24 protein-coding genes are annotated in these 26999 nt (G+C 69.5%); 15 read left to right on the top strand and 9 right to left on the bottom strand.

The window, feature by feature from the left end:
* Positions 1-13 precede the first annotated feature (13 nt).
* From ACWDV4_RS26695 to ACWDV4_RS26685, 3 genes are all read right to left on the bottom strand, one after another.
* Positions 14-1270 (bottom strand): sugar ABC transporter permease, encoded by a 1257-nt coding sequence (locus ACWDV4_RS26695; RefSeq protein ID WP_449984071.1) that lies wholly within the window; start codon positions 1268-1270, stop codon positions 14-16.
* Positions 1267-2109 (bottom strand): ATP-binding cassette domain-containing protein, encoded by an 843-nt coding sequence (locus ACWDV4_RS26690; RefSeq protein WP_449984105.1) that lies wholly within the window; start codon positions 2107-2109, stop codon positions 1267-1269. Before ACWDV4_RS26690 ends, ACWDV4_RS26695 begins: the two co-directional genes overlap by 4 nt.
* Before the next feature lie 137 nt (positions 2110-2246).
* Entirely contained in the window at positions 2247-3335 is a 1089-nt protein-coding gene (locus ACWDV4_RS26685) for a sugar ABC transporter substrate-binding protein (RefSeq protein WP_449984068.1), read from the bottom strand.
* 337 nt (positions 3336-3672) lie between these two features.
* Here ACWDV4_RS26685 and ACWDV4_RS26680 point away from each other — a divergent pair, with 337 nt between their 5' ends.
* A complete protein-coding gene (locus ACWDV4_RS26680; protein ID WP_449984065.1) occupies positions 3673-4644 on the top strand; it encodes a Clp protease N-terminal domain-containing protein in 972 nt (323 codons plus the stop codon).
* A gap of 13 nt (positions 4645-4657) precedes the next feature.
* On the top strand, positions 4658-5668 hold the full coding sequence (locus tag ACWDV4_RS26675; RefSeq protein ID WP_449984062.1) for an asparaginase: 1011 nt from the start codon (positions 4658-4660) through the stop codon (positions 5666-5668).
* Positions 5669-5688: 20 nt separating this feature from the next.
* Here the strand turns inward: ACWDV4_RS26675 and ybaK are convergent, their stop codons facing one another.
* Positions 5689-6168, bottom strand: coding sequence for a Cys-tRNA(Pro) deacylase (gene ybaK / locus ACWDV4_RS26670; protein ID WP_449984059.1), 480 nt, complete (start codon positions 6166-6168; stop codon positions 5689-5691).
* A gap of 32 nt (positions 6169-6200) precedes the next feature.
* A complete protein-coding gene (locus tag ACWDV4_RS26665) occupies positions 6201-7436 on the bottom strand; it encodes a THUMP-like domain-containing protein (RefSeq protein ID WP_449984056.1) in 1236 nt (411 codons plus the stop codon).
* Between the two features lie 336 nt (positions 7437-7772).
* On the opposite strand from ACWDV4_RS26665, the gene groES reads away from it, so the two are divergent.
* Both groES and groL read left to right on the top strand, forming a co-directional pair.
* Positions 7773-8087 (top strand): co-chaperone GroES, encoded by a 315-nt coding sequence (gene groES / locus ACWDV4_RS26660; RefSeq protein WP_449984053.1) that lies wholly within the window; start codon positions 7773-7775, stop codon positions 8085-8087.
* A gap of 70 nt (positions 8088-8157) precedes the next feature.
* Entirely contained in the window at positions 8158-9804 is a 1647-nt protein-coding gene (groL, locus tag ACWDV4_RS26655) for a chaperonin GroEL (protein ID WP_449984051.1), read from the top strand.
* 154 nt (positions 9805-9958) lie between these two features.
* On the opposite strand, the gene ACWDV4_RS26650 is transcribed toward groL, so the two are convergent.
* Entirely contained in the window at positions 9959-10354 is a 396-nt protein-coding gene (locus ACWDV4_RS26650; protein ID WP_449984048.1) for a WhiB family transcriptional regulator, read from the bottom strand.
* Positions 10355-10686: 332 nt separating this feature from the next.
* Here ACWDV4_RS26650 and ACWDV4_RS26645 point away from each other — a divergent pair, with 332 nt between their 5' ends.
* Positions 10687-11823, top strand: a complete 1137-nt coding sequence (locus tag ACWDV4_RS26645; protein ID WP_449984045.1) for a response regulator transcription factor — start codon at positions 10687-10689, stop codon at positions 11821-11823.
* 102 nt (positions 11824-11925) lie between these two features.
* Here the strand turns inward: ACWDV4_RS26645 and ACWDV4_RS26640 are convergent, their stop codons facing one another.
* On the bottom strand, positions 11926-12327 hold the full coding sequence (locus tag ACWDV4_RS26640; RefSeq protein ID WP_449984043.1) for a DUF5319 domain-containing protein: 402 nt from the start codon (positions 12325-12327) through the stop codon (positions 11926-11928).
* Positions 12328-12667: 340 nt separating this feature from the next.
* Here ACWDV4_RS26640 and guaB point away from each other — a divergent pair, with 340 nt between their 5' ends.
* From guaB to ACWDV4_RS26610, 6 genes are all read left to right on the top strand, one after another.
* Positions 12668-14224 carry an IMP dehydrogenase gene (gene guaB, locus ACWDV4_RS26635; protein ID WP_449984040.1) on the top strand — a complete coding sequence of 519 codons (1557 nt, stop codon included), beginning with the start codon at positions 12668-12670 and terminating at the stop codon, positions 14222-14224.
* Between the two features lie 31 nt (positions 14225-14255).
* Entirely contained in the window at positions 14256-15374 is a 1119-nt protein-coding gene (locus ACWDV4_RS26630) for a GuaB3 family IMP dehydrogenase-related protein (protein WP_449984036.1), read from the top strand.
* Between the two features lie 110 nt (positions 15375-15484).
* A complete protein-coding gene (locus ACWDV4_RS26625) occupies positions 15485-16342 on the top strand; it encodes a hypothetical protein (RefSeq protein WP_449984035.1) in 858 nt (285 codons plus the stop codon).
* 148 nt (positions 16343-16490) lie between these two features.
* Entirely contained in the window at positions 16491-17384 is an 894-nt protein-coding gene (locus ACWDV4_RS26620) for a DUF998 domain-containing protein (protein WP_449984032.1), read from the top strand.
* Between the two features lie 7 nt (positions 17385-17391).
* Positions 17392-18618: a sensor histidine kinase gene (locus ACWDV4_RS26615; protein WP_449984029.1), complete on the top strand. Its 1227-nt coding sequence runs from the start codon at positions 17392-17394 to the stop codon at positions 18616-18618.
* A complete protein-coding gene (locus ACWDV4_RS26610; RefSeq protein ID WP_449984027.1) occupies positions 18615-19292 on the top strand; it encodes a response regulator in 678 nt (225 codons plus the stop codon). The genes ACWDV4_RS26615 and ACWDV4_RS26610 overlap by 4 nt, the downstream gene beginning before the upstream one ends.
* A 60-nt stretch (positions 19293-19352) precedes the next feature.
* Here the strand turns inward: ACWDV4_RS26610 and ACWDV4_RS26605 are convergent, their stop codons facing one another.
* Positions 19353-19925 (bottom strand): NUDIX domain-containing protein, encoded by a 573-nt coding sequence (locus ACWDV4_RS26605; protein WP_449984025.1) that lies wholly within the window; start codon positions 19923-19925, stop codon positions 19353-19355.
* 142 nt (positions 19926-20067) lie between these two features.
* On the opposite strand from ACWDV4_RS26605, the gene ACWDV4_RS26600 reads away from it, so the two are divergent.
* Positions 20068-21504: a M1 family metallopeptidase gene (locus tag ACWDV4_RS26600; protein WP_449984022.1), complete on the top strand. Its 1437-nt coding sequence runs from the start codon at positions 20068-20070 to the stop codon at positions 21502-21504.
* Between the two features lie 33 nt (positions 21505-21537).
* On the top strand, positions 21538-23211 hold the full coding sequence (locus ACWDV4_RS26595; RefSeq protein ID WP_449984019.1) for an FAD-dependent oxidoreductase: 1674 nt from the start codon (positions 21538-21540) through the stop codon (positions 23209-23211).
* Between the two features lie 64 nt (positions 23212-23275).
* On the opposite strand, the gene ACWDV4_RS26590 is transcribed toward ACWDV4_RS26595, so the two are convergent.
* On the bottom strand, positions 23276-24430 hold the full coding sequence (locus ACWDV4_RS26590; RefSeq protein ID WP_449984016.1) for an LCP family protein: 1155 nt from the start codon (positions 24428-24430) through the stop codon (positions 23276-23278).
* Positions 24431-24519: 89 nt separating this feature from the next.
* On the opposite strand from ACWDV4_RS26590, the gene ACWDV4_RS26585 reads away from it, so the two are divergent.
* Positions 24520-24849 (top strand): PadR family transcriptional regulator, encoded by a 330-nt coding sequence (locus ACWDV4_RS26585; RefSeq protein ID WP_449984013.1) that lies wholly within the window; start codon positions 24520-24522, stop codon positions 24847-24849.
* Positions 24846-26918 carry a hypothetical protein gene (locus ACWDV4_RS26580; RefSeq protein ID WP_449984010.1) on the top strand — a complete coding sequence of 691 codons (2073 nt, stop codon included), beginning with the start codon at positions 24846-24848 and terminating at the stop codon, positions 26916-26918. The genes ACWDV4_RS26585 and ACWDV4_RS26580 overlap by 4 nt, the downstream gene beginning before the upstream one ends.
* Positions 26919-26999 lie beyond the last annotated feature (81 nt).

Here is a 26999-nt window from a genome sequence, read left to right as displayed (position 1 = left end):
GTCGGGTCGACGGTCAACGGTTTCCGGTTGCCGCCGCCCGGCGTCGGGACAGGGCGTCAACCCCGGCGGCCAGCAGCAGGACCAGCCCGGTCACCACGTACTTGACCCCCGCGCTGTAGCCCATCAGGCCCATGCCGTTGTCGATGACCGCGACCACCGCGCCGCCCAGCACAGCGTCGATCACCCGACCCTTGCCGCCGAAGAGGCTGGCACCGCCGATGACCGCGGCACCGACCGCGTAGAGCAGCACATTACTGCCCCCGGTCTTGGCGTCGACCGAGTTGGCCCGACTGGCGGCCACGATGCCGCCGATCGCCGCCATGAACGAGCAGATGACGAAGACCGAGATGCGGATCCGGTCGACGTTGATGCCGGCCCGCCGGGCGGCCTCCCGGTTGCCGCCGACCGCGTAGACGTGCCGGCCGTACGCGGTGCGTTGCAGCACGAACGTCCAGCCGACCAGTAGTACGGCGATGATGGGTACGACGATCGGCACGCCCTTGAGCGACACGATCAGGGTGTTGATGCTGCGTTCCAGGTTGAGGATGTAGACAGCGGTGCCGAGGAGCACCGCCAGGGCACCGACCCGGACCAGCAGTATCGTCACCGGGGCGGTGGCCAGACCCCGCGCCAACCGGTTGCGGTGGCGCAGCAGTTGCACCGTCGCGTAGCCGGCCACCGCGACGGCGGCGAGCAGCCAGCCGAGCCACGGCGGCAGGTTGCGGTTGGCGATCGCCACCAGCACGCTGTCCCGTACCGAGACGTTGGTGCCCTCCTTGACCAGCATCAGCACGATGCCCTGGAAGGCGAGGAAGCCGGCGAGGGTCACCACGAACGACGGAATGCCGATCTTCGCGACCAGGAAACCGAGCACGGACCCGATCAGCACGCCGGTGCCGAGGGCCGCCGCCACGGCGACGTACCAGGGATAGCCCTGGAGGGTGACCAGGTTGGCCAGCACTGCCGCGCAGACCCCGCTGGCGTACCCGGCGGAGAGGTCGATCTCGCCGAGCAGCAGGACGAAGACCAGCCCCATCGCGATCAACGTCACCGCCGCCCCCTGGGTGAGCAGGTTGGCGAAGTTGAACGCGGAGAGGAAGGACGGACGCAGGATCGAGAACACCAGGCAGAGCACGACCAGCCCGAGTACGGCCGGCAGCACGCCGATGTCGCCGCCACGTACCCGGCCGAGGTAGTCCCGTACGTGCGAACCGACGGTCGGTGCCGCGTCCGTGGCCGACCCTTCGCGTACCGGGGTCATGGTGGTCATCGGGTGGCTCCTGTGGATTCGGTGTCGGGGTCAGAGTCGGTGTCGGTGTTGACGGGAGCGTCGGTGTCGGGGTCAGGGTCGCCGGCGGTCAGGTCGAGCCCGCCGGTACGCCCGGCCGTGATCAGTTCGACCACCTGGGCGTGCGTGATGTCGGTGGTCTTCACCTGGGCGACCATCTGACCGAGGTAGAGCGCGGCGATCCGGTCGGAGACGGCGAAGACGTCGTTCATGTTGTGCGAGATGAGTACGACGGCCAGGCCGTTGTCGGCCAGCCGGCGGACCAGTTCGAGCACCTGGGCGGTCTGCGCGACGCCCAGCGCGGCGGTGGGCTCGTCGAGGATGACCAGCTTGCTGTTCCACAGCACCGCCTTGGCAATCGCGACGGTCTGCCGCTGACCGCCGGAGAGGCTGGATACGTGCTGCCGCAGCGACTTGACGGTGCGTACCGACAGACCGGCGAGGGTTTCGGCGGCCAGTTGTTCCATGGTCGCCTCGTCGAGCACCAGCCCGTTGCGCTTCTCCCGACCGAGGAACATGTTCTGGACGATGTCGAGGTTGTCGCAGAGGGCGAGATCCTGGTAGACGACCTCAATGCCAAGTGCAGCCGCGTCCCGGGGGCTGTTGACGCTGACCGTCCGGCCCTCGAACAAGAACTCGCCGCTGTCGGTGGGATAGATGCCGCTGACACATTTGACGAGGGTCGACTTGCCGGCACCATTGTCGCCGACGAGCGCGGTCACCTCGCCCGGCTGGACGGTGAAGGCGACGTCACGCAGGACCTGGACCGGACCGAAACTCTTGTCGATCCCGCGCAGTTCCAACAGGGGGGTCGCGGACACAGGGGGCGCGGACACGGGGTCTCCTTAAGCGCGGGGTGCTTGTAAGGAAGGGCCCCTTCCTATCGTTTTTTGTATAGGAAGGGGCCCTTCCTAACGTGCGGGGAGTGCGGTGGGGGTTCGGCTCAGCGCGGCTCGGCTCAGCTCACGCCGGCCTTGGTGCAGAGCGCGGCGAACTCGTTGGCGCACAGGGCAGCCTTGGTGACGAAGCCGTCGGCGACCACGTCCTTGACGTTCTCCAGGTAGATCGGCTTCGGGGCGAGCAGGACGGCGGGGACGTCGCGACCGCTCTCCGGGTCCTTCACCGACTGACCGGTCTCCTTCTTCTCGCCCTTGGCCAGCGCGATCGCCAGGTCGGCAGCGGCATCGGCCTCCTGCTTGATCGCCTTGTAGACGGTCATGCACTGATCACCGGCGAGGATGTTCTGCAGGCCCTGTACGTCGGCGTCCTGGCCGGTGACCGGCACCCTGCCGTTGAGCTTGTTCTTCTTCAGTACCGAGATGACCGCGTTGCCCAGGCCGTCGTTGGCGGCCAACACCCCGTCGATCTTCCCGCGCTGCTGGGTCAGCATCTGCTCGAAGATCGTGCCGGCCTGGGTGTTGTCCCACTCCGGTACGGAGACGTCCGGACCCTTGACGAACTCCTTGGCCTCGTACTTGAGGTTGAGGACCGAGTCGTAGCCGGACTTGAACAGGGTGGCGTTGTTGTCGGTGGGCGAGCCGTTGAGTTCCGCCACCACCGGGTTCTTGACGCCCTTGTCGGCGAGGCACTTGACCAAGCCATCGCCCTGGAGTTTGCCGACCGCGACGTTGTCGAAGCTGACGTAGTAGCTCGCCGAGCCGCCGAGGGTGAGCCGGTCGTAGTCGATCGTCGCTACGCCCTGGGACCGGGCCTTGTCCAGTACGGCCTTGCCGGTACCGGAGTCCAGGTTGACGGTCATCAGGACGGTGACGCCGTTGGTCATCATCTGGTCGGCGATGGTCTGGAACTGGGCCTTGTCGCCCTGGGCGTTCTGGATGTCGTACTGGACGCCGGCGGCCTCGAACGCTTCCTTGAGGTACTTGCGGTCGGCGGTCTCCCACCGGGCAGAGGTGGCGCTGTCCGGCAGGATCACGCCGATCTTCGGCGTCTTGGCGCTGCCAGCGTTGTCGGACGTCTCGCCGCAGGCGGCGAGGCTTCCCGTGATCAGTAGGCCGACGGCGGCGGTGGTGAGGATCCCTTTGCGCATGTGCATGGGTCCTTTCGGGGGAAGTTCGGGTCTCGGTACGGGGAGGGCGTGCGGTGACCGTGCGGGCTCCGGATGTCGGCACGGCAATTGATTGAGACCGGTCTTCGCGTTTTTGTTGTGTCCGGCAACGTATTAGGGGTCATGGCTGCGGCACAAGGCGTATCAGCGGTCGAGTTTGTTGTCTGCCATAACAATTCCGCAACGCGGTCGATACTTGCTGGTCGTCGATGTCCCGAGGTGGGGGCAAGTGATGTTCCTTGATGCATTGTCAAAGTAACCCCATTGGGGTTAGCTAGGGGGTAGGTTGACGTTGTCAGTGGCAGGAAGGATGTCGGCTATGCCTAAAATCAACGTGTATCTACCTGATGAGCTGGCGGAGGCGGTCAAGGAATCCGGTGTTCCGGTGTCGGCGATCTGCCAGCGAGCCCTGGAGCAGGCGGTGCGCCGGGTAACCGCGATCCGGGAGACCTCCGTGGGTGACCTGGATCTGGAACAACTGGCCGTACGGCTGCCGCACTTCACGCCCCGGGCGCATGCCGTACTCCGGCTGGCCCAGGAACGGGCCCGCGCGGAGAACACGTCGACCATCGACACCGAGCACCTGCTCGGAGGCATGCTGGCCGAGGGGAGCAACGTCGCCCTGCACGTCCTGCGTGCGGTGGAGGTCGACCCCGAGCAACTGGAGCGGGACCTCGACCAACTCGCGGCAGCGTTGACCAAATCGGCGGCTACCGACCAGCCTGCGGCAGCGGCGACAACGTCGGCGGCCACCGAGCAACTCGCGGCAGCGGCGATGCTGGCGGCCACCGATCAACTCGCGACCCGGTTCAGCGGCCCAGCGGCCAACGCGTTGGAGTTGACCGTCACCGAAGCGATCGCCCTTGGGCACAACTATGTCGGCTGCGAGCACCTGTTGCTCGGCCTGCTCGCCGAGCCCGACGGGACCGCCGGCCAGATTCTGCGCGCGCGAGGTGTGGAGCCGCGACTGACCCGGCGCGCCATCGCGGCGTGGCTGGCCGGCTACGTCCACCTGCGTACCCAGAGCCAGCCGGGTGACCCGGCGGCAGGCACCTACCCGTCGGGAACACAGACGGCGGGAACACAGACGGCGGGAACACAGACGGCGGGAACACAGACGGCGGGAACACAGACGGCGGGAGCGGACCCGGCCAAGGTCATCGGTGCTGTCGTACGCCAGGAGTTGCAGCCTCTCGTCCAGCGCATCGAACGGATCGAGGCGCTCGTCGGCGTGCCCTCGGACCAGAACGGGGTGGCCCCGGACCAGAACGGCGTGGCCCCGGACCAGTGAGGAGGTCGATGCGATGAAACGCGTGTTGTTGCTGGCGACCGGAGACACGATCGCGCACTCGTACGACCCCAATCGCCCCGGCGTCGCTTCCGGAGCCGAACTGCTCCAGCAGCTAGGCCCCGGACCATGGCGTTTCGACGCCGCACCTGAACTCCGTCATGACCCGTCGAGAGTGGAGGTGGTAGCCGAGGACGTGCTGGCCGAGCCCAGCTGGGACATCTCGCCCGGGACGATGTTGGGGCTGGCCCGGCGGGCCCGTACCGCCATTCTGGTCGAGGGGTTCGACGGCGTGGTGGTCACTCACGGCACCGACACCCTGGAGGAGAGCGCGTTCCTCGCCGACCTGCTGGCGGGGGAGGCAGCGGTCCGGGGCGCGATTGTCTTCACCGGTGCGATGCGCAGTCTGGATGCCCCGGGCACGGATGGCCCGGGCAATCTGGCGTCGGCTATCCGGGCCGCCGCCGATCCGGTACTGCGTGGGGTTGGCGTGGTCGCCTGCCTCGACGACGAACTGCACGCCGCCCGCTGGGTGACCAAGGTGGACGCCACCGGTCCGGCCGCGTTCACCTCGACCCCCGAGCCTCCGGTCGGTCGCATGGTGGCTGGGCGGGCCGACCTGTCCGCCGTACCGCCGCCTCGACCACCCCGGGCCAGCGGCGAGCCGGAGACCGACGTCGCCCTGCTCAAGACCTATCCGGGAATGCCACCGGAGGTGCTGTACGCGGTCGTGGACGCCGGTGCGCGAGGCATCGTGCTGGAGGGCACCGGGGAGTCGAACGTCCCGGTCGAGTTGTTCACCCCGATCGACGAACTGACCGGGTGGAACGTTCCCGTAGTGATCGCGTCTCGGTGCCGTACCAGCGGCGTCGCCCTCGACGACCTGCCACTCGCCACTGGGCTGGCCGGCAAGGTGGGCGCGATCGGGGCCCGCGGGCTCTCCCCGGTCAAGGCCCGCTTGGCCCTGATGGTCGCCCTCGGCTCCGGCGGTGTGCCTGCCGTCCGGAACTGGTTCGACCAGCTCTGAACAACGCTGGGTCGCGTTGGTCAGTGGGTGGCGATGGGGGCGGTGGTCGCGCTGGTCAGCCGGACCAGGTCTGCCGGCGCGAGCTGGAGTTGCAGCCCGCGTCGGCCGGCCGAGACGTACACCGTGGGGAACCCCTCGGCGGACGAGTCGACCACGGTGGGCAACCGACGGCGTTGTCCCAGCGGGCTGATCCCGCCGCGGACGTAGCCGGTGGCGCGCTCGGCAACCGTACGGTCGGCCAGCATCGCGCGCTTGCCCCCCACCGAGGCGGCCAGCGCCTTCAGGTCCAACTCGCCGGTCACCGGGACGACCGCCACCGTCAGCGCCCCATCCACCTCGGTCACCAGCGACTTGAAGACCCGCTCCGGCGGTACGCCGAGCGCCGCCGCCACCTCCGCGCCGTAGTGCGGGGCGTCCGGTGGTACGTCGTACGGGTGGGTGCTGTGTGGGACCTTCTGCTTCGTCAGCAACGCCGTTGCCGGCGTCCCCTGCCCTGCCATGCTCGGACCCTATCCCGGTGCCCGTCGGCCACCTACGGAATTGTGGGCGCGACGGGGTGGCCCAGCAGTACGGTCGGTGCTTCAGCGACCCGGGTCAGCACGATGGTGGCCGGGGCGGACCCGGACAACCGGAGATCCCGGCGTAGCTGCTCCGGCTCCAGCGCCGAGCCGCGTTTGAGGATCTCCAGCCGGCCGACACCACGTTCACGCAGTAGCGCACGGAGTCGCTTGAGCGAGAACGGCAACACGTCGGTGATCTCCAGGCAGCGCGCGTACGGAGTCACCACTGGCTCGTCGGCGTAGACGTAGGCGATGCTCGGGTCGGCCAGCCGCCCCGACACCGTCTCGGCGAACTCGGCCACCAGGTGGGCGCGGACCACCGCTGAATCCGGGTCGTACAGGTAGCGGCCAACCGGGCCGACCGGGGCGTCGTCGGTGCCGGTGCCGGTGAGCTGATAGGAAGGGGCCCTTCCTCTACCAAAAGCGATAAGAAGGGGCCCTTCCTTACCGCTTAGCAGGGTGGCGCGGCGGGGCGTGGTGGCGAGTGGGCCGCACCAGAGGGCGGCCTCCACCAGGTCGCCGTCGACGCTGACCCATTCGGCCTCGGCACCGGACGGGATCAGGGCGTGCTCGAAGCCGGGGGCGACCTTGAGCACCGTACGGGGGACCCGCTCGATCAGGGCGGTGATGAAGTCCCACGGTGGGGAGTACGCGTTCGGGTCGAAGATCCGGCGTCCGGTGCCGGCCCGGCGTCGGGCCGGATCGCAGAACACCGCGTCGACCCGGTCGACGTCGAATCCGGTGGCGTCGCCGCATTCCACGGTGAACCGGTCGGCCACCCCGGCCGCCTCGGCGTTGGCGGCGGCCATGGCGGCGGTGACCGGGTCGGCTTCCACGCCGTACACCCGGATGCCGGCTCGGGCGGCGGCGAGTGCGTCGGCGCCGAGCCCACAGCCGAGGTCGGCGAGGGTCGTGACGCCAGCGGCCCGTAGTCGTTCCGCCCGCCGGCCGGCGACCACCGTGCGGGTGGCCTGTTCCAGTCCGGCCCGGGTGAAGAACATTCCGGCGGCGATCGGGCCGAACTTGGCGGCTGCCCGGCGGCGCAGCTCGGCCTGGGTGAGTGCGCTGGCGGCGAGGTCGGCGGGGATGCCGGCCGAGCGCAGGGCGCTGGCGGCGGTGAGCGGGTCGCCGCCGGCCAGTTCGGCCGCCGCGGTCAGGGCACGCTCCCCGTCGGGGGTACGCAGCGCGGCTAGTTGGTCGAGGTCCACGCCTGCGATTGTGGCGGGCGGCACGGGGTGGACCGGCGGCGCACCCGCCGGGGACGATCAGGGCAGGTCACGGTGTGCTCGATCTTGGCCGCTGACGGGTGAATGGGTGCGACTCGCCGCCCGGAGAGTTGGCACTCTCCTTGACGGAGTGCCAGCCGCCGGCCTAACCTGCCGTTAGCACTCTCGAACCGAGGGTGCCAGCTTCGGACCCTGGTCCGGGGCTGAAACGCCAGGCGGACCGGCACCCGCGACGACGGACCCGCCCGGTGGCATGAGGCAGATTGCGCCGTCCGGCTCATACGGTCGGCGCATAGAAACCAAGTACCCCAGGAGGGTATGCCCGTGACTACCGCGACCAAGGTTGCGATCAAGCCGCTTGAGGACCGGATCCTGGTCCAGGCGAATGAGGCTGAGACGACCACGGCGTCGGGCATCGTGATCCCCGACACCGCGAAGGAGAAGCCGCAGGAGGGCACCGTCCTCGCTGTCGGCCCGGGCCGCGTCGACGACAACGGCAACCGGATCCCGGTTGACGTGAAGGTCGGCGACAAGGTCATCTACTCGAAGTACGGCGGCACCGAGGTCAAGTACGCCGGCGAGGAGTACCTGGTGCTCTCCGCCCGCGACGTCCTCGCGGTCATCGAGAAGTAATCAACTGATCAGTGACGATGCCCCGGACCGGCTCGCCGGGCCGGGGCATCGACTGTTTGAAGGGATATTCATGGCGAAGATCCTGAGCTTCTCGGACGACGCCCGGCACCTGCTCGAACACGGTGTCAACACGCTCGCCGACACGGTCAAGGTCACCCTCGGCCCGCGCGGGCGCAACGTCGTACTGGACAAGAAGTTCGGCGCCCCCACGATCACCAACGACGGCGTGACCATCGCCAAGGAGATCGAGCTCAGCAACCCGTACGAGAACCTTGGCGCGCAGTTGGTCAAGGAGGTGGCGACGAAGACCAACGACGTCGCCGGCGACGGGACCACCACCGCCACCGTGCTCGCCCAGGCCATGGTCCGCGAGGGCCTGCGCAACGTGACGGCCGGTGCCAACCCGACCAGCCTCAAGCGGGGCATCGACGCGGCGGCCGCGAAGGTCTCCGCAGCGCTGCTCGACAAGGCCGCCAAGGTGGGCAAGCGCGAGTCGATCGCCCAGGTGGCGACGGTCTCGGCGCAGGACGCCACCATCGGCGACCTGATCGCCGAGGCGATGGAGCGGGTCGGCCGCGACGGTGTGATCACCGTCGAGGAAGGCTCCACCCTGGCCACCGAACTGGACGTCACCGAGGGCCTCCAGTTCGACAAGGGCTTCATCTCGCCGCACTTCGTGACCGACAGCGAGGCCCAGGAGGCGGTGCTCGACGAGCCGTACATCCTGATCACCACGCAGAAGATCTCCTCCATCGAGGAGCTGCTGCCGCTGCTGGAGAAGGTGCTCAAGACCAGCAAGCCGCTGCTCATCGTGGCGGAGGACGTCGAGGGTCAGGCGCTGTCCACGCTGACGGTCAACTCGATCCGCAAGACCATCAAGGTCTGCGCGGTGAAGGCTCCCGGCTTCGGTGACCGGCGCAAGGCGATGCTCCAGGACATGGCGATCCTCACCGGCGGTGAGCTGATCGCTCCCGAGTTGGGCTACAAGCTCGACGCGGTCACCCTGGAGATGCTCGGCAGCGCCCGGCGCATCGTGGTCGACAAGGACAACACCACGGTCATCGACGGTCGGGGTAAGCGGGCCGAGGTGGCCGACCGGGTCGGTCAGATCCGCAAGGAGATCGAGGCTTCGGACTCCGAGTGGGACCGGGAGAAGCTGGCCGAGCGGCTGGCGAAGCTCTCTGGTGGCATCGCGGTCATCAAGGCCGGTGCGGCGACCGAGGTCGAGATGAAGGAGCGCAAGCACCGCATCGAGGACGCCATCGCCGCGACCAAGGCCGCAGTCGAGGAGGGTACGGTGCCCGGCGGTGGCGCCGCACTCGCACAGATCGCCTCGGTGCTCGACGACGGTCTCGGGCTCACCGGTGACGAGAAGGTCGGCGTGTCGATCGTCCGCAAGGCACTGGTCGAGCCGTTGCGCTGGATCGCTCAGAACGCCGGGCACGACGGCTACGTGGTGGTGCAGAAGGTTTCCTCCAGCCCCTGGGGCAAGGGCCTCAACGCCGCCACCGGCGAGTACGTCAAGCTGGCCAAGGCCGGCATCGTCGACCCGGTGAAGGTGACCCGCAACGCGGTCGTCAACGCCGCGTCGATCGCCGGGCTGCTGCTCACCACCGAGAGCCTGGTCGTGGAGAAGCCGGAGAAGCCGGTCGCTGCGGCGGCGGGTGGTCACGGTCACGGCCACGGCCACGGGCACCAGCACGGCCCGGGTTTCTGACCCGAGGTACGGGCTTCTGACCCGAGGTATGGGCTTCTGACCCGAGGTACGAGCAAGACCGGATCCGCGTGATCAGGAACTGGCTCCGGCGCGCCGCTGGCGTGTCCGGAGCCTTCTGATTACGCGGATCCGTCGGTCGTGGGTATGCGGTGTGTCAGGCGGAGCGCTCCTGCAGCTGCCGCTGTATCGGGATCGTGGCCTTGTGCGGCCTGCCCAATCGAGCCTCCAACCGGGCGGTGTCCACCCGGCTGCGCCGCCGGTCGGCGAGATCCTCCCAGCCCATGGCGAGTAGCCGGAGCCGCTCCGATTCGCTGAACCCGCCCCAGACGCCGTACGGCTCTCGCACGGCGAGCGCGTGCGCAGCACATTCGGCGCGTACCGGGCAGGTCACACAGACCGCCTTTGCGGTTGTCTCCCGACGATTGCGGGAGGCACCCCGCTCGCCGTCCGGGTGGAAGAACTGGGCGCTGTCCCGGCCCCGACAGGCACCGAGCCGCTGCCATTCCCACAGGTCAACGATGGGTCCGGGCAGTCTGCGTACGTCCGACATCAGCACCTTCCTTCGACGGTGAGTGTGGGACCCCGGCTGCCCGAGGTCGGGGCTGGCCTTCCCGATACCCAGTACGCCGCCGGCTCACACGTCCGGGTCAAGAACCCCGCTGCCAGGGTTAGGAAGGGGCCCTTCCTATCGCTTTCTGCCTAGGAAGGGCCCCTTCCTAACGCCTCAGAGCACACCGGCCGGCAAAACGGGGCATTATCTGGCGAAACAGCTGGAAAGCGGTCGGGCATGCGCAAACGTCGAAAATATTGCCGTTCATCGCGCGGAAACTCGTGATGATCAAAGCCTGCCGTGGTCTCCTCCTTTGAGGAGAGGAGAGCACCGTGCGTACAGTTCTCGTCTGCGTCCGGACACCGCTCGCGGCGCAGAATGTCGCTTCCGCCGCCGCCCGGCTCGGGCTAGCCGCCGCCGTCCGTACCGCAGTGTCCGATCCCGAGGTGATGCTGCGGCTCGCCGAGCGACCACCCGACGTGGTCTTGGCCGACACCGCGATCACCCGGCCGGACAGTGTGGGGTTCACCCGTCGGGTCCTGGCCCGAGCTCCCGGAGCGGCGATTCTGCTGTTCGGCGCGGAAGAGCCAGGGGTAGCCTCGGCCGCCATCGCCGCCGGAGCCCGGGGCCTGATCCAGGGCGGGGACCATGACCTGGTCAGTGTGGTGGCCAAGGCCATCATGCTGCTCGCCGCGCGAGGGCGGGCCATCCGGGGGGCCGGCCAGGACGGGGCCGCGCTGCCCACCGTCACCGGTACGGCGATGCCGGGTGAACGCGCCAACCCGGCGGCCCGGATGCGCGCTACCGGCCAGCATCCGGATGCCGGCCAGCGGCCCGGTACCGAACCGCGGCCGGGTGCCGTCGCCTGGGTGGCGGCCCGGCCAGGGGCGCTCGGTTCGGAGACCGGCACCACGGCGCAGGCGACGTCACGGGGCGGCACCATGCCACCCGTTGGCGCCGATCCCGCGACCCACCTGGCGGGACGGACAGGCCCGCCGGTAGGGGCGGGAACTGGGCCGGCGGGAGCGGGAACCGGGCCGGCGGGCAAGGCCGCTGGTGGTCCACCGGGGGTGCCCGGAGTCGTACCGGTCCAGCGGGGTGACGACCCGGGGGGTGACGGCGAACACCCAGCGGAGGGGGCACCGTCATCGACCGGGACGGCGGAACCACCAGCCGGCGCTGCCGATGGCCGGTCGGGAGCCGTTCGTTCCGGGGAGACCGCCGCTACCGGTGATGCCGGCCGGTCCGAGCCGGGTACGCCCGTCGCGCGGCATCTGGTGCTGACCGAGCGCGAGATGCAGGTGTTGCTGGGGATGGCCGATGGTAAGAGCAACGCGGAGATTGGCCGGGAGCTCTACGTCTCGGAGGACACCGTGAAGACGCACGCCCGTCGGCTGTTCCGCAAGCTGGGGGCCCGGGATCGCGCACACGCGGTGGCGGCGGGCTTCCGGGCCGGGCTGGTCGCCTGATCGGGGCGGCTTCCCAGACGCCAGGTCGGGCGCCAGGTCGTCTGATCGGGGCGGCTTCCCGGGCGCCAGCGCAGTGGGGTTTCGGATCAGCCGGGTTTCGGATCAGCCCTCGCTGTCGTCGGTTCCCTCAGCCAGGGTGTCGTGTACGCCGTCGGCGTAACCGCGCGCGTACTCCCAGCTCACATAGTGGTCCGGGTCTGGATCGTAGGCTGGCTCATGCACTCGGGGGCGGCCCGAGTCGAGTAGATGCCGGAGATTGCCCCGCAGCAGATCCCAGTCGAAGTAGTGTGGCTCTCGGCAGTCCTCGCACTCGATCACCAGTCCGCGGATGCCGGACGGACCCAGCAGCGCCTGGTAGACCTCCAGGTCGGCGAGGTCCTCCAGTACGTCCTGTCGCTCGCTCTCGGTCAGTGGTTCGAGCGGGGCGTCGCCTACGGCGTCGTCAAGGCCTGCTGACGGATCGGCAGGGTCGCCGTTGAACGGATCGATCGGCTCGTCGTGCACCCCCCCACCGTAGTGGTAACCCTGGCTGGTGCGCGTACCCGTCGGTCGGACGCTTGCGGCGTCGCGGCCGGCTGCCGTCGGTCGAAGGCTCGTGGCGTCGGGTCGGCTCCGCCGGTCGGACGCTCGCGGTCGGCTGCCGTCGGTTGTCCATGGCGTCGGTTGTCCATGGCGTCGGTTGTCCATGGCGTCGGGTACGGTCCGCTGGCCGGCGGGGCCTTGCCGCCCGCCGAGGCGTCCCAGCTCACTGGGTACGATGAACCATCGCGTCGCCCGCTCCGACCGGGCGATGATCCACTACGGCACGTGACGCCGTCGTTCCGACCAGCTCAGGGGAGAAATCGTGGAGAATCTGCCGACCAACGATCTTCCGGCGGGTCTGGTCGACACCGATGCATCCGCCGCCGACCTGGCTGCGGCGCAACCCCTGTCGGTGCCGCTCGGCCTTACCTTCGACGACGTACTGCTTCAGCCGGGCGAGTCGGACATCGTGCCGAGCAAGGTCAACACGATCACCCGGCTGACCCGCAACGTCACACTCAGCCTTCCACTGCTGTCCAGCGCCATGGACACGGTGACCGAGGCCCGGATGGCGATCGCCATGGCCCGCCAGGGCGGCATCGGTGTGCTCCACCGCAACCTCTCGGTCGAGGACCAGGCGATGCAGGTTGACCTGGTCAAGCGTTCCGAGTCCGGGATGATCACTAACCCGGTCACCTGTAGCCCGGACGACACCCTGCGCGATGTGGACGCGCTCTGTGGTCGATACCGCATCTCCGGGGTGCCGGTGGTCGACGCTGACGGCGCCCTGGTGGGCATCGTCACCAACCGGGACATGCGGTTCGTCTCCGACGGGGACACCCCGGTCCGGGAGATCATGACCAAGATGCCGCTGATCACCGCGCGGGAAGGGGTCTCCAAGGCGGAGGCGCTCACCCTGCTGCGGCAGCACAAGGTCGAGAAGCTGCCCCTGGTCGACGCCGCCGGCCGGCTCCGTGGCCTGATCACCGTCAAGGACTTCACCAAGAGCGAGCAGTTCCCGGACGCGACCAAGGACGCCGCCGGCCGGCTGCGGGTTGCCGCCGCGATCGGTGTGGGTGACGACGCCTACAAGCGGGCTCGGACGCTGATCGACGCCGGGGTGGACGTGCTGATCGTCGACACCGCCCACGGCCACCAGCGCGCGGTGCTGGACATGGTCCGCACCCTGAAGAAGGACGCCACGATCGACATCGTGGGCGGCAACATCGCCACCTACGCCGGGGCGAAGGCGCTGGTCGATGCGGGTGCCGACGGGGTCAAGGTCGGTGTCGGACCGGGTGCCATCTGCACCACCCGGGTGGTCGCCGGGGTGGGCGTACCGCAGATCACCGCGATCATGGAAGCTGCCCGGGCCTGCCGGCCGGCCGGCGTGCCGGTCATCGCCGACGGCGGCATCCAGTACTCGGGCGACATCGCCAAGGCGATGGTGGCCGGCGCCGACTCGGTGATGCTGGGCAGTCTGCTCGCCGGCTGCGAGGAGAGCCCCGGTGAGCTGATCTTCATCAACGGCAAGCAGTTCAAGGCGTACCGGGGGATGGGCTCGCTGGGCGCGATGCAGTCGCGGGGCCAGGCCCGGTCGTACTCCAAGGACCGCTACTTCCAGCAGGACGTGACCAGCGACGAGAAGCTGGTCCCCGAGGGCGTGGAGGGCCAGGTGCCCTACCGGGGCCCGCTGTCCCGGGTGGCCCACCAGCTGGTCGGCGGGTTGCGGCTAGCCATGGGGTACGCCGGCGCGGAGAGCATTCCCGAGCTGCACCGACGCGGTCAGCTCATCCGGATCACCGCGGCCGGGCTCAAGGAGAGCCACCCGCACGACATCCAGATGACCGTCGAGGCGCCCAACTACCACACCCGCTGAACCAGTGACCCCCTCACACCTGGAGTGACTCATGCGTGACGTGGTAGAGATCGGGCTGGGGAAAACCGCGCAACGCGGCTACCACCTGGACGACATCGCCATCGTGCCGAGCCGCCGGACCCGGGACGTGGACGACGTCTCCACCGCCTGGCAGCTCGACGCGTACCCCTTCGGGATCCCCTGCGTCGGGCATCCCTCCGACGCGACGATGAGCCCGGCCTCGGCCGTACGGCTGGGTCAGCTCGGCGGGCTCGGGGTGCTCAACGTCGAGGGTCTCTGGACCCGCTACGAAGACCCGACCAAGATCCTGGAGGAGCTGGCGGCGCTGCCCGACGAGGCCCCGGCCACCCGCCGGTTGCAGGAGGTCTACGCCGAGCCGATCCGACCCGAGCTGATCACCGAGCGGGTACGCCAGCTCCGCGAGGGCGGCGGCACGGTCGCCGTACGGGTCTCCCCGCAGCACACCCTCGCGCTCGCCCCGGTGATCCTCGACGCCGGGGTCGACATCCTGGTGATCCAGGGCACGATCGTCTCCGCCGAGCACGTCTCCACCACCGACGAGCCGCTCAACCTCAAGGAGTTCATCGCCGACCTGGACCTGCCGGTCATCGTCGGCGGGTGCACCGACTACAAGACGGCGCTGCACCTGATGCGTACCGGCGCGGCTGGCGTGATCGTCGGCCTCGGCGGCGACGAGTGGTCCACCACCGAGTCGGTGCTCGGCATCCGGGTGCCGATGGCCACCGCCATCGCCGATGCGGCGGCGGCCCGGCGTGACTACCTCGACGAGACCGGTGGCCGCTACGTGCACCTGATCGCCGACGGCGACCTGCGTACCTCGGGCGACATCGCCAAAGCGCTCGGCTGTGGTGCCGACGCGGTGATGCTCGGCGAGCCGCTGTCGCTCTGCGACGAGGCCCCGGCCGGCGGATCCTGGTGGCACCCGGCGGCCAGCCACCCGAAGCTGCCCCGGGGTGCCTTCGGCACCGCCGACCAGCCGCTCGGGTCGATGGAGAAGCTACTCTACGGCCCGGCCGACGAGCCGGACGGCCAGCTCAACCTCTTCGGCGGGCTACGCCGGGCGATGGCCAAGTGTGGCTACCGCGACCTGAAGGAGTTCCAGAAGGTGGGGCTCGTCCTCGACCGCTGACGTCCGTCCGTTCCCGGCCGGCTGCCCGTCGTTCGCGTCAGCGAGAGCGGGTCGCCGGCCGTCCGATTCTTTCAAGACTCAACAGACGGATCCGCCTAGCGTTGGGTGTCATGCCCATCGACATCGCTGCTGCCGAACGGTTCATCCACGACACCGCCCGCCTGTTGGACCGGCATCGACTCGCGGTGCTTCGCCACGGTGCCCCGGTGGAACCGGTGCTCACGGCACTGCGTGCCTATCAGAACCCGGACCACGGCTTCGGTCATGCCCTGGAACCCGACGTCCGGGATCCCGCGAGCCAGCCGACTGCCACTTTGCACGCGCTTGAGGTGCTCGCCGAGGTCGGTGCGTTGGACGACCCGATGGTGGTCCAGGCAGCGGACTGGGCCGCCCACAATGCCCGCGCGGACGGAGCCCTGCCCTTCGTCCTGCCCACGGCGGCCCACCATCCGCACGCACCCTGGATGACACCGAACCCGGACGGTTCGTTCATCACGTTCGGGGTCGTGTCCATCCTGATCCGAGCCGGCGTCCGGACCTCCTGGCTCGATGTCGCGAGGTCCTGGTGCTGGTCCCGGATCGATCGCCCGGACCAGCTCGACGCCTACTGGATCAAGTTCGCTCTCGACTTCCTCGACCACGAACCGGACGAGGACCGTGCCCGTGCGGCAATCGCGTCGCTCCAGCCCAAGATCGGGAGTGACGGCACCATTCCCGTACCTGGTGGTACCGAGGACGAGCGCCTCACCGCGCTTGTGCTTTCCCCACGGCCGCATCTGCGCAGCCGGACCCTCTTTGCGCCGGAGCAGATCGACGCGGAGTTGGACCGGCTGGAGGCCGACCAACTGGCGGATGGCGGGTGGATGTTCGACTGGCTCGACTGGTCCCCGGGGCAGCGCGTGGAGTGGCGGGGCAGTGTCACGCTGCGCGCCCTCGCCACCCTCACGGCACACGGACGCGCCAGATGATCACATGGTGTCGGTGTCGGTGTCGCGGGTACGCCATCCGGTGCGCCGGTACGACGTTCGGTGTACCCGCAACTGACTGTTTCCGGACGACGTAGCGGGGGTGGCGGCACACATAGCGTTCCCTCATCGATAGCGATGAGGAGGAAGAATGACTTCCGTACCAACCAGTTCGGTCCGCGTACCGGCATCCGCTCCCATTGAGCCGGCGACGGCGACGGCGACGGCGACAGCGACAGCGACGGCGACAGCGGGGGCGACGGCGAAGGCGGACAACCGGTCCAGGTGGCTGTCCTGGGGACTGGTGGCGACCCTCGGTGTCGCGGGTGGGGCGATGGCGGCGGCGGATGTGCTCAACCCCCAGTACAGCCCGCTCAGCGAGGTGGCCAGCCGGTATGTCAACGGAACCGCCGGCTGGTTGATCACGGTGGCCCTGCTCAGCATCGGTACGGCCTCGGCCGTGCTCGCGGGCTGGTTCGGCCGGCTTCCCGGACTGGGGCGGGCCGGCCGGGCCGGACGCTGGGCATTGGCGCTCTGGGCGGTTGGGGTCTTCGTCGCCGGGGTGTTCCCGGCCGACCCGCCCGGCCAGTGGAGCCGGCCGTCGACGTCGGATTTGGTGCACGGCATGGCGGCCTGGCTGTCGTTCGCGGCGTTCCCGGTGGCCGCCGCATTGCTGACTCGGGCGCTGACTCGGGCCTTCACCCGAGCAGAACCAGCATCAGCCGAGGACGTGAGCCGTAGCCGTCTCCGGTCGGGCCTGGTCGGACTCATGATCGCCTCGGTCGTGACCACGGTCGGATTCGCGGTGTTCCTGGTCGACGTTATGGGCGGTCGGTCGTTGGGGTTCGGCGGCGTACCGACCTTCGTTGGGCTCGTCGAACGGCTCGTGATCGTGGCGAATCTGGCCTGGCTGGCCCTCGCCGCAGTGGCGCTGCGTGCGGCAATGCCGTCCGGCACCGCAGTGGCGCTGCGTGCGGCAACGCCGACCACATTCGGTCAGCCGGCTGACCTTCGGTCGCGGGACGGCGCCGATGCCCGGGCATGATCGACCGGTGAGTAAATCGGATGCCCTGCTCAGCATGCCTACCGAGGCGGTGCCGGCCGGATCCCGTACCCGGGCGATCTGGATCGATGTGGCGCTGGCCGGGCTGACCTCGATCGGGGTGCTGGCCGGCACGGTCCTCCTCGATGGAGAGGTCGACCACGCCGGCACGGTACCGGTGGCGGCCTGGCTCGGTCTGCTGTTGCTGCTCCGTCGCCGGTGGCCGGTGCCGGTGTTGCTGGCCAGTGTGCTGGTGGTGATCGCCTTCCGGGGTGCGGGGTTGACCGAGGTGGGCTGGGTGTGGCCGGCATCCGCGGCATTCTTCACAGTCGCGGCCGGTGACCGGCAGGCCCGGCACGGTTTGGCCTGGGCGGCCGGGGTTGGGCTGGTCGCGTTGTGGTTCGCCGCCACCTGGCACGGCCCGGGTGCCGGCGGTGACCCGCGACTCGCGTTGGCTCTGGTCGGTGCGGAGACGTTGTGGCTGGCCGTGGTCCTGGCCGCAGCTGCCGCGTACCGCAACTGGCACCGGTGGCAGGCCGAGTTGGCCGCCGGGCTACGTCGGCTGGAGTACGAACGGGAACTGGAGTCGAGCCGCCGGAGCGCGGAGGAACGCCTTGAGATCGCCCGGGAGCTGCACGACGTGGTCGCACACACGCTGACCGTGGTGGGTGTGCAGTTGCACGTGGTGGCCGAGGCGCTGGACGATTCACCCGCCGAGGCGCAGGCCGCACTGCGTACGGCGCAGGAGGTGCGTACCAAGGCGGTCGCCGACCTCCGTTCGCTCATCGGGATCCTGCGTGACCCCGACCCGACCCTGCAGAACGAGGCTGGGCCCGTCCGAGTGCCACAGATCGACCTGGCCGGACTCGACGACCTGATGGTCCGTACCCGGGCCAGTGGGTTGGACATCGCCCTCGACGTAGCTGGCGATCCGGCGGCGGTTCCGGCCCCGATCGCGTTGGCCGCCTACCGGATCGTGCAGGAGTCGTTGACGAACACGGTCAAGCACGCCAACGCCAACCGGTCGATGGTGCGGCTGCATTGCACGAGTGACGTGGTGGAGGTGGAGGTCACCGACAACGGTGCCACGGCGGAGCCGAAGGTGGGCTCCGGGCATGGCATCAGCGGCATGCGGGAGCGGGTCGCCGCGCTGGGCGGGACGTTCACCGCTGGGCCGGCGGCCGGAGGCGGCTACGCGGTACGCGCCACGATCCCTGTGCCAATCTTTCGATCATGACGATCAAGGTGCTACTCGCCGACGACCAGGTGCTGGTCCGGGCCGGGTTCCGGAGTCTGCTGCGGCGGGACCGGGACATCGAGGTCGTCGGCGAGGCAGGGACCGGCGACGAGGCGGTCCGGACGGTCCGGGCGAACCGGCCGGACGTGGTGCTCATGGACATCCGGATGCCCGGCATGGACGGCCTGCTGGCCACCGAACGGATCGTGGCTGATCCGGCGTTGGCCGGCTGCCGGGTCATCATCCTGACCACCTTCGAGACCGACGAGTACGTCTTCGCCGCCCTGCGGGCCGGGGCCAGTGGGTTCCTCACCAAGGAGATCGAGCCGGAGGAGTTGCGGCGCGCGGTCAAGGCCGTTGCCGCCGGGGACGCACTGCTCTCACCCGGCGTCACCCGCCGGGTGATCGAACAGTTCGCGCACCGGCCGGTGACGCCGGTCGACACCGACGCCAGGCTGTCGGTGCTCACCACCCGGGAACGCGAGGTCCTCCAGCTGATCGCCACCGGACTGTCCAACGAGCAGATCGCCCAACGCCTGGTCATCAGCCCCCTGACGGCCAAGACCCACGTCACCCGGGCGATCACCAAACTCGGCGTACGGGACCGCGTCCAGCTCGTCATCCTGGCGTACGAGACCGGCCTGGTTCGTCCCGGGCAACAGCCCGCTGAGTAACCCGGGCAGCAGTCCACTGAGTGCCCCGGGCAAGGCCCACGGCGTGACCCGGTGCGGCGGTCAGTTGCCGAGTAGGCGACCCACCCGGGTCAGGGTTTCGCGGATGTTGGGCTTGGTGGTCGTTGCCAGCGCCTCGGGGACGGACAGCCAGCGCAGTTCCGCCGTCGGGTTCTCCGGTCGGATCGCGTCCGGTGTGTTGGTGGCGAGCACGAATCGCAGGTCGGCGTGCTCGTGGGCCGGCTCGGTGTCGCTCGGTGCGACCGGCACGACGACGACGTGGACGATCGGCGCGGCATCCGGGGCGGGCCAGGAGGTGAGGTCGGTGAGGCCGGTCTCCTCCTGCCCTTCCCGTACGGCGACGGTCCCCGGATCCGTCTCGCCCGGGTCGGCGTGCCCGCCGACCAGCAACCAGGCCTGCTGCCGTACGTGCCAGCGCAGCAGCACCCGACGGCTCGGCGGATGCACGATCCCTGCCGACACGGTCAGATGCAGCGGCGTCGACCGGTGCCACGGATTTTCGGCCGACGACAGCAGCGAGCGGACCCGCGCGACGTCGTCGGTTTCCGTAGCCGTCTCGGGTCGATAGTGGGACAGGGCATCGACCAGGGGAGACATCAACTCGCTCTCGGGCATCGTCGAACTCCTCCATCCACACCGCTGTCGGGATCACGGTAGTGGTGCCGGGGCGAGTCGCCCAATGAATACTCTGGTCCTGCCCCGCCCCGGCGTACGACGACGCACGGAGGTGCGGTGGGCGAGAGTATGGGGGAGGGCAATGAGCAGGTCCAGGCGTACGGTGACCGCCGCCATGCTGGTGGCGGTGCTCGCGGCGGGCGGCTGCACCGGTGACGGGGGTGATAGTGAGCCGAGCGCGCGGCCCGATCCCACCGGATCCCGCTCCTCGTCCGCTGCCGACGGGATCGGTGACCCCTACTTCCCCTCGTACGGCAACCCCGGTTACGACGTGGCGAGCTATGCGCTGAAGGTGCGGTACGACCCGGCCAGCGATGTGCTGACCGGGGTCGCCACCATCACCGCCACCGCCACCGACCAGTTGGACCGGTTCAATCTGGACCTGGCCGGCCTGACGGTCGAATCGGTCGAGGTGGACGGTGCCAAGGCCGGCAACGAGCGCCGGGACAACGAACTCGTCGTCACCCCCAGCCAGCCGATCGCCAAGGACCGTCGGTTCACCGTCAAGGTCGACTACGGTGGCAAACCCCGTCCGATCATCGACCCGGTGCTCGGGGCGAACGGCTTCAACGACACTCCGGACGGGGCGATCGCCCTCGGTCAGCCCGAATCGGCCAGCACCTGGTTTCCGGTCAACGACCACCCCTTGGACAAGGCCACCTACGAGATCGAGGCCACCGTGCCGGCGGGGCTCAGCGCCCTGAGCAACGGGATACCGCTCGGCGTCGACACCGCCGACGGGTGGAGCACCTGGCGGTGGGCCGAGCGGGTGCCGATGGCCAGCTACCTGACCACCCTGGTGATCGGCGACTACCGGGTGGTCACCGGTACGCACGGCGGCAAGCCGATGGTGACCGCAGTGGCGTCGAGCCTGCCCAAGGGCGGTGCCGCCGAGCAGGCGATGGCCCGTACCGGGGAGGTGGCCGACTTCCTGGTCACCCAGTTCGGACCGTACCCGGTCCAGGCGTACGGCGGGATCGTGGTCGACGACGACCGGATCCGGTATGCCCTGGAGACCCAGTCCCGCCCGGTCTACGGGTCGGTGTTCTTCCGCAGCGGCCCCGAACTGGGTGTGGTCGCCCACGAACTGGCCCACCAGTGGTTCGGCGACAGTGTCTCGCTGCGCCGGTGGAGCGACATGTGGCTCAACGAGGGCTTCGCCAGCTACGCCGAGTGGCTCTGGGAGGAGCACGCCGGTGGCCGGTCGGTGCAACAGAACTTCACCACCGAGTACGCCAACACGGACTGGGCGAAGCCGGCGCTCGACCCCGGCCCGACGCAACTCTTCGGCCGGGCGGTCTACAAGCGGGGTGCGCTCGTGGTGCACGCGCTGCGGCTCACCGTCGGCGACGACGCGTTCTTCCGGATCCTCAAGACCTGGACGGCGGAGAAGCGCGACGGCAACGTGACCACCGACGACTTCGTTACCGTCGCCGAGCGGGTGGCGGGTAAACCGCTGCGTCCCGTGTTGGACACCTGGTTGTCCGGGACCAGCGCACCGCCCGTGCCGGGCGGGTAGACACTTTTCTACCCGTCGGTAATATCGCTGGTCATGCACTTCGACGTGGTGGTCATCGGCTCCGGTTTCGGCGGCAGCGTGGCCGCGCTGCGCGCCGCCGAGAAGGGCTACTCGGTCGCGGTGATCGAGGCCGGTCGCCGGTTCGCCGACGACGAGTTCCCGAAGACGTCGTGGCGGCTGCGGCGCTTCCTCTGGGCACCGAAGCTGGGCTGCCACGGCATCCAGCGGATCACCCTGCTGCGCTCGGCCAACCGGCAGGAGGCGGGGGTGCTGGTGCTCTCCGGCGCCGGAGTCGGCGGTGGCTCCCTCGTCTACGGCAACACCCTCTACGAACCGCTGCCCGACTTCTACGCCGACCCGCAGTGGCGGGACATCACCGACTGGCAGGCCGAACTCGCCCCGCACTACGCGCAGGCGAAACGAATGCTCGGTGTCACCACGTACCCGGTGCAGACCAGCGCGGACCGGGCGATGCGGGCGGTGGCCGACCAGATGGGGGTCGGGCACACCGTCCGCCCCACCCCGGTGGGGGTGTACCTCGGCCGGCCCGGGGAACGGGTCGCCGACCCCTACTTCGGTGGCCTCGGGCCGGACCGTACCGGCTGCACCCACTGTGGATCATGCATGACCGGATGCCGGGTCGGGGCCAAGAACACCCTGGTGAAGAACTACCTGTGGCTGGCCGAGCAGCGCGGCGCGCAGGTGATCCCATCGACCACCGCGACGAGCGTACGACCCGCGCCGGACGGGACCGGCTACGAGATCGAGACGGTACGCACCGGCACCTGGCTGCCCGGCCGCCGCCGGACCTGCCGGGCCAACCAGGTCGTCTTCGCCGCCGGGGCACTCGGCACCCAACGGCTGCTGCACAAGCTACGGGCGACCGGCGCACTGCCGAAGCTCTCGCCCCGGGTCGGTGCGCTGACCCGGACCAACTCCGAGGCGATCCTCGGCGCGGCCGTGCCGCGACCCGCCGCCCGCCGTCGAGGTGTGGACTTCACCGACGGCGTGGCCATCACCAGTTCCTTCCACCCCGACGCGCAGACCCACATCGAGCCCGTCCGGTACGGCCCCGGCGCCAACCTGATGGGACTACTCCAGACCGCACTCGTGGACGGTGGACCCCGCCGGTTCCGGCGCTGGCTGGGCACGCTGGCCCGGTCCCCGCTGACCTACCTGCGGCTGCTCTCCGTGCGGGACTGGTCCCGGCGTACCATCATCGCCCTGGTCATGCAGTCGGCTGACAACTCGCTGATCACGCACTACCACCGGAGCTGGTTCGGTCGGCGGCGGCTGGTCACCAGCCAGGGGCACGGCACGCCCAACCCGACCTGGATCCCGCCCGGCAACGAGGCGGTACGCCGGCTCGCCGACGAGATCGGCGGGATCCCCGGCGGGTCGATCACCGAGCCGTTCAACGTGCCGATGACCGCGCACATCCTCGGCGGGGCGGCGATCGGCCGGTCAGCTGAGGACGGGGTGGTCGACGCGTACCACCGGGTGTTCGGCTACCCGGGGCTGCACGTGCTGGACGGGGCGGCGGTGTCGGCGAACCTGGGCGTCAACCCGTCCCTGACCATCACCGCCCAGGCTGAGCGGGCCATGTCGTTCTGGCCCAACCGGGGCGACCCGGATCCGCGTCCGACGCCCGGCACGCCGTACGTCCGGGTCGCGGCGGTGCCACCGCACAACCCGCTTGAGTGTTAGGAAGGGCCCCTTCCTATCGCTTTTTGTATAGGAAGGGGCCCTTCCTAACACCCAACTGTGCGGCCTAGCGCGGTACGACGAGCGTCGGGTTGGCTGTCAGGAAGTTCGCGACCCGACCGGCGCGCAGTTCGGTGATGAACCGCCGGCTGACGTCGTCGAGCTGCTCACCCAGATAGCCGTCCCCAACCCCCACCGAGTGTCCGGGCAACTCGACCAGGGTCATCGCCTCGACCGACAGCCCACTGAGCGCGAACGCGAAGTCGACCACCCGTTGGCCGTTTCCCTGGAAGGTGAAGCCGCTGCCGAGGGCGTTCACCATCTGATCGAGCCGATCCGGGTCCCGGGCCAGCTCCTGGCTGAGGATCTTTTGCGTGATGGCCTTGACGAGTTGCTGGTGGTGACGCTGGCGGGAGTAGTCGCCGCCGTTGATGTAGCGCTGCCGGGCATAGTCCAGCGCCTGCCAGCCGGTCAGGTGCCGCTGGCCCTTCTCGTAGACCATCTGTGGGCCGACGTAGCCACCCGGTCCACTGGCCCGGTGCGTGCCGTCCGGGCGGCGGTGCCGGGAGACCACCCGTTGGTCGATGTAGAGGTCCACGCCGCCGACCGCGTCCACCAGGTTGTCGAAGCCGCCGAAGGTGAGTACGCCGCCGGCATCGAACCGGCTGATCCCGGTGTACCGGCTGACCGTGGTGGCGAGCAGCTCGAAGCCCTGAGCGGTGCTCGGCGGCTTCCGGCCGGCCGGATCCCGGCTGCCGTAGCTCATCGCATGGGTCAGCTTTGTTCGTGCCCCGGAGAAGCCCGCCTTGGGAAAGGCCGGGATGTCCACCACCAGGTCGCGGGGGAGGGAGAAGACGTACGCCCGCTCCAGCCCTTTCGGGATGTGCATGATCAGTACGGCGTCGCCGTGTGGCTCCCAGTCTGGCTCGCTGACCCGGGTGTCCACGCCGACGAGCAGGAGGTTGAGCGGTCCGGTGATCCCGGCACCGGGCTTCGGGGTGGGGCTGGCCGATGGAGTCGATCGTCCGGCGGTGGTCGAGGCGGTGCTACCGGTGGGCGGCTGGCCGTCGTCGCTGCCGGAGAGGAGCGCGCTGGTCGCGTACGCGGTGCCAGCCAGCAGTGTGACGACCGTGACGATTACGGCGAGCTGTCGGCTACGGGCGTGTCTGTTGGGTTGCCACCGGTGGCTGTGGCCAGGCCGATCCTGCCCGGTGTCTGTCATCCTTCGATCCCTTCCCGTGGCCCTACCTGCGGCCTGCGTCGGATCTTCCTATGTAGAGAACGCGGCTACCCCTATGTAGAGTTACGACCATGGGTGGCAAGGTAAGGCTCACCACGGCCGTGGCCCGGGTGCTGACCGCGTTCCTCGAAGATCCCACGATGGACCGCTACGGTCTTGATCTCATCGGCGTGACCGGCCTGCCGAGTGGCACGCTCTATCCGATCCTGGTCCGCCTGCAACGCGCCGGATGGGTCGACTCCGCGTGGGAGGACATCGACCCGGTCACGACCGGCCGGCCCGCCCGACGCTACTACCGGCTCACCCCCGATGGCCTGGTGCAGGCGCGTCAGGAGCTGGCCGCGCTCTATCAGCAACTCGGCAAAGGGCAGCCGGCGAGCACGAAGCCGAGCCCGGCGTGAGGGCTGTCGAGCGGGTCGCGGTCCGACTGCTCCGTCTCGCCAGCCGCCGCTGGCCAGCCGACCTACGCGAGCTGATGCTGGCGGAATGGCTGGCGGAGCTGGCGGTGATCAGCGCCGACCGGACGCGGAGGCCCGTCGCCCGGGCCGTCCGGCAACTCCGGTACGCGATCAGCCTGGCCGGGTCACCGCCGGTCGGGGACGAGTACGGCGTACCGCGCGGGTGGCGGGAGATGCTGCCCGGCCTCGGCCAGGCGGTGCAGCCGGTCCTGATGCTGCTCGGCGCGGCGGTGTTCTGCTCCCTGCTGGTCGGACTGGTCGGCGGACTCGGCAACTGGGTGCTGGAGATGATCCGGGGCTACCGGATACCCAGCGACGAGTTCGACTGGGTCTGTGGCGCGACGTCTGTGGCGAGTCTGGCCATCGCCACCGTCGCCGCCGCCCTGATCGGTGGTTGGCTCGGTCGGCGGCTCCCCATCGGCTGGGCACACCGTACCCGGCTCGCGGCGGCTGGGTCGGCGGTGCTGGCGCCGGTCGTACTGGCCATCGGCGTGCAGGTGCAACACCTGGTCTCGCTGTCTCGGCACGACATACCCGACGACGGGACAGTCACCATGATCGGTCCGGAGCCGTTTCCGGCGGTGGTGCTCTGGGCCGCCCTGGTCGCCCCGCTGGCCGGGTACGCCGTCCGCCTGAGGCGGCGAGGACGTCGACGGCAGGCCGCGTGGATCGTCGTCCTCGGCAGCTTCGTCGCCCTTGAGCTGACCGCGATCGTGGCTGGCCAACTTGCGGCAGCCATCGAGGGCGTCAGCTTCGCCACGTCCGCTTGGTGGTTCCCGTTTTCGCTGTTGGGCTACGACGATCGGTCGACCAGTCTGCCCGCCCTGCTCGGGGCGGATGCCCTGGCAATCGACATCGTCCTGACGGCGGTGGCGGGCACGATGCGACCCCTGCTGGCCTGCACTGCCTTCGCAGTGGGGTACGGCATACGGGCGAGCCGAGCATCCGTAGCGGAGGTGCTCCGGGCGCCGGTGTCGGTCCCACCTGCCCGGTCTGCGGCAACGGCCGGCGCGGCCTGGGTCGTGCCCGGCCCTGCCTTCCGGACGTTCGGGCTGGCGGTCATCGCCTTCGGGCTGGCGCTCTGGGCGTACGTCTCGACGGTGCTCACTCCGGGACTGGTCGAGGTGGCGGCGGTCGACGAGGTGCAGAGCTGGGAGCTGCACCTGTGGGCCCAGGAGTTGCGCGAGGCCGCGATAGTGCTCGCCGTACTGGGGTTGCTCGTCTCGGCTGCCGGGCGTGGTCCGGTGCTGCTGCCAGGTTTGTTCGTCGCGACGGCTCTGCTGGTGGCTGACTCCATGATCGATAGGTTTGATCTTGGCGGCCTGAGCCTGCTGCCCGGTGTGTTCGGCCTCGGGGTGGCAGTGCTGGCGGTCGGCTGGGGGCTTAGCGGCGTACTGGCTGGAGATCGGAACGACAGCAGGGTGAGCGAGCCGGTCGTACGCCGTCGCCTGGCCTGGGTGTCGGTGGTGGCGGCGCTGTGCGGCCCCGCGCTGTTCGCCCGGACCTGGTCCGATTCGATAATGCCGATGGGCTATCCGGCCAGCACCGCCATCGCTGTCGGCGCGTTCGCCGCCGTGGCGGTCCTCGCCGCAGTCGCTGTACGCCCCGGCCGACTTCCGAAGACGGCCAGGGCACTACTGGTCGGTGGGCCAGCGTTGCTCATGGGCACCCTCGGTGCGCTGCTCGGGACGGTCGCCGTCGCATTTGTCGGTGCCGGGCTGGGTCTGTTGCTCGTGGCCCTCACTCTGGCGATCATGACGCTACGGTCGGGCCGTTGGGTGACTCTGCGTTGGTCAGCGGTAGGGCTCGTCGCCCTGCTGCTCGGCCTACCGGTCGCCTTCGCCCAGATCGTGCTGGGGAGCCTGGTCGGGCACTGGCTCTTCGCCGCCGCCGGCTACGGCACCCCGGTGGATGGCCTGCCCGCCCTACCCGGTGCGGTGATCATTGCGGTGCCACTCGCGGTGCTGCTCGCCTGGCGAGTAGTCCCCCGCCCGACCCCGAGCCTGATGTAAGGAAGGGCCCCTTCTTATCGCTTTCTGCATAGGAAGGGCCCCTTCCTAACACTCGGGCCTATTCCCCAGTCGGGTCACCGG

The sequence above is a fragment of the Micromonospora sp. NPDC003197 genome, assembly GCF_053590565.1.
This window is presented reverse-complemented; position numbering and strand designations above follow the sequence as displayed.

Excerpts from the sequence above, each read along its gene's own strand:
- ACWDV4_RS26695 (WP_449984071.1), bottom strand. The coding sequence starts at position 1,270 with ATGACCACCATGACCCCGGTACGCGAAGGGTCGGCCACGGACGCGGCA.
- ACWDV4_RS26685 (WP_449984068.1), bottom strand. The coding sequence starts at position 3,335 with ATGCGCAAAGGGATCCTCACCACCGCCGCCGTCGGCCTACTGATCACG.
- ACWDV4_RS26680 (WP_449984065.1), top strand. The coding sequence starts at position 3,673 with ATGCCTAAAATCAACGTGTATCTACCTGATGAGCTGGCGGAGGCGGTC.
- ACWDV4_RS26675 (WP_449984062.1), top strand. The coding sequence starts at position 4,658 with ATGAAACGCGTGTTGTTGCTGGCGACCGGAGACACGATCGCGCACTCG.
- ybaK (WP_449984059.1), bottom strand. The coding sequence starts at position 6,168 with ATGGCAGGGCAGGGGACGCCGGCAACGGCGTTGCTGACGAAGCAGAAG.
- groES (WP_449984053.1), top strand. The coding sequence starts at position 7,773 with ATGCCCGTGACTACCGCGACCAAGGTTGCGATCAAGCCGCTTGAGGAC.
- groL (WP_449984051.1), top strand. The coding sequence starts at position 8,158 with ATGGCGAAGATCCTGAGCTTCTCGGACGACGCCCGGCACCTGCTCGAA.
- ACWDV4_RS26650 (WP_449984048.1), bottom strand. The coding sequence starts at position 10,354 with ATGTCGGACGTACGCAGACTGCCCGGACCCATCGTTGACCTGTGGGAA.
- ACWDV4_RS26630 (WP_449984036.1), top strand. The coding sequence starts at position 14,256 with ATGCGTGACGTGGTAGAGATCGGGCTGGGGAAAACCGCGCAACGCGGC.
- ACWDV4_RS26625 (WP_449984035.1), top strand. The coding sequence starts at position 15,485 with ATGCCCATCGACATCGCTGCTGCCGAACGGTTCATCCACGACACCGCC.
- ACWDV4_RS26620 (WP_449984032.1), top strand. The coding sequence starts at position 16,491 with ATGACTTCCGTACCAACCAGTTCGGTCCGCGTACCGGCATCCGCTCCC.
- ACWDV4_RS26610 (WP_449984027.1), top strand. The coding sequence starts at position 18,615 with ATGACGATCAAGGTGCTACTCGCCGACGACCAGGTGCTGGTCCGGGCC.
- ACWDV4_RS26605 (WP_449984025.1), bottom strand. The coding sequence starts at position 19,925 with ATGCCCGAGAGCGAGTTGATGTCTCCCCTGGTCGATGCCCTGTCCCAC.
- ACWDV4_RS26600 (WP_449984022.1), top strand. The coding sequence starts at position 20,068 with ATGAGCAGGTCCAGGCGTACGGTGACCGCCGCCATGCTGGTGGCGGTG.
- ACWDV4_RS26595 (WP_449984019.1), top strand. The coding sequence starts at position 21,538 with ATGCACTTCGACGTGGTGGTCATCGGCTCCGGTTTCGGCGGCAGCGTG.
- ACWDV4_RS26590 (WP_449984016.1), bottom strand. The coding sequence starts at position 24,430 with ATGACAGACACCGGGCAGGATCGGCCTGGCCACAGCCACCGGTGGCAA.
- ACWDV4_RS26585 (WP_449984013.1), top strand. The coding sequence starts at position 24,520 with ATGGGTGGCAAGGTAAGGCTCACCACGGCCGTGGCCCGGGTGCTGACC.